Origin of the sequence: Protofrankia sp. Cj5 (genome assembly GCF_917627405.1) — a bacterium.
In the GTDB taxonomy this organism is placed as follows: Bacteria; Actinomycetota; Actinomycetes; order Frankiales; family Frankiaceae; genus Protofrankia.
The window spans coordinates 27918-31751 of record NZ_CAKJTO010000061.1 but is presented as its reverse complement, the minus strand read 5'-3'; the positions used below and the strand labels follow the sequence as shown (position 1 = coordinate 31751).

Genomic DNA, 3834 nt, shown 5'->3' with positions numbered 1-3834 from the left:
CTCGACCAGATGCTCGCCGTCCGCAAGATGGGGCCGATCGCCAACCTGCTCGGCATGCTGCCTGGTATGGGGCAGATGAAGGAGCAGCTGTCCCAGATCGGTGAACGTGACGTTGACCGGGTAGTCGCGATCATCCGGTCGATGACCCCGGCTGAACGGCAGGACCCACGGATTCTCCAGGCTTCCCGCAAGGCCCGGGTGGCCCGCGGTTCCGGGGTGACTGTCACTGAGGTCAACCAGCTGCTTGACAGGTTTGACGAGGCGCGCAAGGTCATGAAACAGATGGCTGGTGGTATGGGTGTGCCCGGCGGCGGGCAGCGCGGCCGAGCCGCGGCCAACCGTAAGGCGAGCAAGAAGGGAAAGGGCGCGAACCGCAAGGGCAATCCGGCCGCTCGTGCCGCGCAGACACAGGCGGAGCAGGCCGCGGCTGAGGCGCGGCGGGCCGGCGGTGGCCTGCCCGCGGCCGGACCTGGCGACGGCGTCATGCCTGACCTGTCCGCCCTGATGCGCGGTGGTGGCTTCCCCCCGGCGGGTCCACCGCCCGGTCAGCGCCGCGGCAAGCAGCGCTGACCTGCCAGGATCGACTGAAGGCGTTGGCTCCAAAGGCCCTGGGGAGTATCGGCGTCCACGATCTGGCAAACTATGAGCACGACATGGGTTCCTTACCATCGGCGTCGTCGCGGTGACCCTCTCCGCCGCCTTGACGCTCCGAAAACCCAGCCGCCGGTATCCCGCGTCCCCACCGTGGCATTCTGGTGGCTACTGACGTACGTCTGGAGCAGTTCGACAATCGTGGCAACCAAGATCAAACTTCAGCGCCTCGGCAAGATGCGCGAGCCGCACTACCGGATCGTCGTCGCGGACGCCCGCACCAAGCGAGACGGCCGGGTCATCGAGGCGATCGGGCAGTATCATCCCAAGTCCGACCCGAGCATCATCAAGGTGGACGGCGAACGCGCCGAGTACTGGCTCGGTGTGGGCGCTCAGCCGACCGAGCCAGTACTCGCGATCCTCAAGGTCACCGGTGACTGGCAGAAGTTCAAGGGGCTGCCCGCGCCGCCGCCGATGAAGGTCGCGGCTCCCAAGCCCGACAAGCGGGAGGCCTTCCAGACCGCGGCTCGGGCCGCCGCGGGCCTTGGCGACAAGTCTGCCACCACTCCCAAGAAGGCCAAGAAGGGCACGGACGAAGCACCCGCGGGCGAGCAGAGCGCGCCGGCGGCCGAGGCATCGACTCCGGCGGGGCAGTAAGTGCTGGAGGCCGCGCTCGAGCATCTTGTTCGGGGCATCGTCGACCACCCGGACGATGTACGCGTCGATATGCAGTCGGGTCGGCGAGGCCGGACCTTGGAGGTCCGCGTGCATCCCGACGATCTCGGCAAGGTGATCGGGCGCGGCGGGCGGACCGCGCGCGCGCTCCGGACAGTCATGGCCGGGGTGGGTGGCCGGGGTCTGCGTGTCGACGTCGTCGACGTTGACCGGTAGCCGGCAGGTTGTGGACCGCCCGGCGGATGAACCGGTCGTGGTCGGTCGAATCGGCCGTCCCCACGGTGTGCGCGGGGAGGTGACGATCGATGTTCGAACGGACCTTCCGGACCGGCGCTTCGCGCCGGGGTCGAGCTTTCCCGGCCACACGCCGGCCGCCGCTCCGCTGGTGGTTGCCGGGGCCCGTTGGCATGCCGGCCGCCTGCTCCTGCGCTTCAGGGGGGTCGGTGACCGTAGCGCAGCCGAAGCCCTGCGGGGACAGATCCTCACCATCGCGCCCAGCGCCGTGGGTGCCGCCGCGGACGGCGATGATGATCCGGACGACTTCTGGTGGGACCGTGACCTGGTCGGGCTGCGGGTGTCCACCGTAGCCGGCATGGATGTCGGTGTGGTTGTCGACGTGGTCCACACGCCGGCCGGGGAGCTGCTCGCGGTCGACCGAGCCGACGGGCGCGAAGTGCTGATCCCGTTCGTGCGTGAGATCGTCCCCAGGGTCGATGTGCTCGACGGTCGTCTCGTGGTCGACCCGCCGCCGGGCTTGTTCGATCTGGAGTAGCCGTGCGTGTCGACATTATCACGATTTTTCCTGAGTATCTCAGCCCGCTGGAACTGTCGCTGGTAGGCAGGGCGCGTAACCGGGGCATCCTTGACGTTCACCTGCATGATCTCCGGCAGTGGACGAGCGATGCGCATCGGACCGTGGACGACGCCCCCTACGGTGGGGGGCCGGGCATGGTGATGCGTCCGGAGCCGTGGTGGGCGGCACTGACCGAGGTGAGCGGATCGGGCGCGGCCGGTGGCCGGCCACCGCGAATCATCGTCCCGACCCCGGTGGGCCGGCCGTTTACCCAGGCCTATGCCGACGGGCTGGCCGGCGAACCGTGGCTGGTGTTCTGCTGCGGCCGGTATGAGGGCATTGACGCACGGGTCATCGACGAGTGGGCCGACGATGAGATCTCGATCGGCGACTATGTGCTGGCCGGGGGCGAGGTCGCCACGCTGGTGATGCTGGAGGCGGTCACCCGCCTGCTGCCCGGTGTGGTTGGTAACGCCGAGTCCGTCGCGGACGACTCCTTCGCGAACGGCCTGCTGGAACCGCCGGTGTATACCCGGCCACCCGTGTGGCGCGATCGCGAGGTGCCCGCGGTGCTGCGCTCCGGTGACCATGCGGCCATCAGCCGGTGGCGCCGGGAGGCGGCGGTGCGCCGGACCACGCACCGCCGGCCAGATCTGCTGACCGGCATCGACCTGGGCCGAGACGGTGGCCCGCGCGATAGTGGGCGCCACGCGAATCCTGCCACCGACCCGGCCAGCACCGACCCGGCCGGTCGTATGGCACAGTAGGATGCGGTGTCCGGCCGTCAGTCGTCCCGACGGGAACTCCCCTGGGTGGGTGGCAGCATGGTCCACGACAGTGGATCATTTGTGGCGGTTGGCCCGCAGCTGGTTCATCCCTGTCATCCCCGCGAGAAAGCGACCGCCATGCAAACCCTGGACAGCCTCGACGCCGCGTCGCTGAGGACCGACGTCCCGCAGTTCTGGCCGGGCGACACCCTGAAGGTCCACGTTCGTGTCGTCGAAGGCAATCGCCAGCGCATCCAGGTTTTCCAGGGCGTTGTGATTCGTCGCCAGGGCGGTGGTGTTCGCGAGACCTTCACGGTCCGCAAGGTCAGCTTTGGCGTCGGGGTTGAGCGGACCTTCCCAGTCCACAGCCCGGTCGTGTCCAAGATTGAAGTCGTGACCAGTGGAGACGTGCGACGGGCGAAGCTGTACTACCTCCGTGAGCTGCGTGGCAAGGCTGCGAAGATCAAGGAAAAGCGTCGGCCGGCTGGACGCTGAGGTGTGCGTGGGTTGGCGCGAAGGTTGACCATGCGTCACCATGTCTGCGTTACCGTGCTATTGCCGGAGCAGGCCCGCGTAGGGTGGTCACTTTCCCTCCCCTGTCGGATACCACGGTGACGGTCATCAAATTCGGCCGAGGCCGGCCAACCCATGAGGTGGCGTGGTGAGTGGAGCCGAGCAGGGTCTTCCGGCTCGCTGGGACAGTGCTGTTCCGGCGAGGGCGTGTCTGATGGACGGTGGTCGATGTGGGCGATGATCCAGAAAGTGGCCCGCAAGGCGGAGAAGGTCCGGATAGCGGTGTGCTATCCGGACCGACGACAACACGGCAGGACGCTTTCTGGCATCGAGAGCAGGAGCCCGCACAGACGCGAAGCGTTCGGGTGGGGGGCGAGGCGATCGAGCATCCGTCAGACGCGCCCAGTGGCCAGAGGCCGCCTGATGATGGCTGTGGGCAGATGGCGAATGGGCAGACCGTGAAGCGGAGCGGCGATGCCAGCCCCGGCGCGCGAG

Annotated in this window: 5 protein-coding genes and 1 pseudogene; all 6 read left to right on the top strand. The window is 68.2% G+C overall.

Annotated elements, in window-relative coordinates; all coding sequences use genetic code 11:
* A pseudogene (locus MJ777_RS14420) lies at positions 1-570 on the top strand (signal recognition particle protein); the annotation flags it as partial.
* A gap of 222 nt (positions 571-792) precedes the next feature.
* Positions 793-1248: a 30S ribosomal protein S16 gene (rpsP, locus tag MJ777_RS14415; protein ID WP_239376731.1), complete on the top strand. Its 456-nt coding sequence runs from the start codon at positions 793-795 to the stop codon at positions 1246-1248.
* Entirely contained in the window at positions 1249-1482 is a 234-nt protein-coding gene (locus tag MJ777_RS14410; RefSeq protein ID WP_239311291.1) for an RNA-binding protein, read from the top strand.
* Between the two features lie 37 nt (positions 1483-1519).
* Entirely contained in the window at positions 1520-2038 is a 519-nt protein-coding gene (rimM, locus tag MJ777_RS14405; protein WP_239311290.1) for a ribosome maturation factor RimM, read from the top strand.
* A 2-nt stretch (positions 2039-2040) separates the two neighbouring features.
* Positions 2041-2826 carry a tRNA (guanosine(37)-N1)-methyltransferase TrmD gene (gene trmD / locus MJ777_RS14400; protein WP_239311289.1) on the top strand — a complete coding sequence of 262 codons (786 nt, stop codon included), beginning with the start codon at positions 2041-2043 and terminating at the stop codon, positions 2824-2826.
* Positions 2827-2964: 138 nt separating this feature from the next.
* Positions 2965-3321: a 50S ribosomal protein L19 gene (gene rplS / locus MJ777_RS14395; protein ID WP_239336017.1), complete on the top strand. Its 357-nt coding sequence runs from the start codon at positions 2965-2967 to the stop codon at positions 3319-3321.
* Positions 3322-3834 lie beyond the last annotated feature (513 nt).

What these genes read in the sequence shown, in the direction of transcription:
- rplS (WP_239336017.1), top strand. Translation starts at nt 2,965, where the DNA reads ATGCAAACCCTGGACAGCCTCGACGCCGCGTCGCTGAGGACCGACGTC.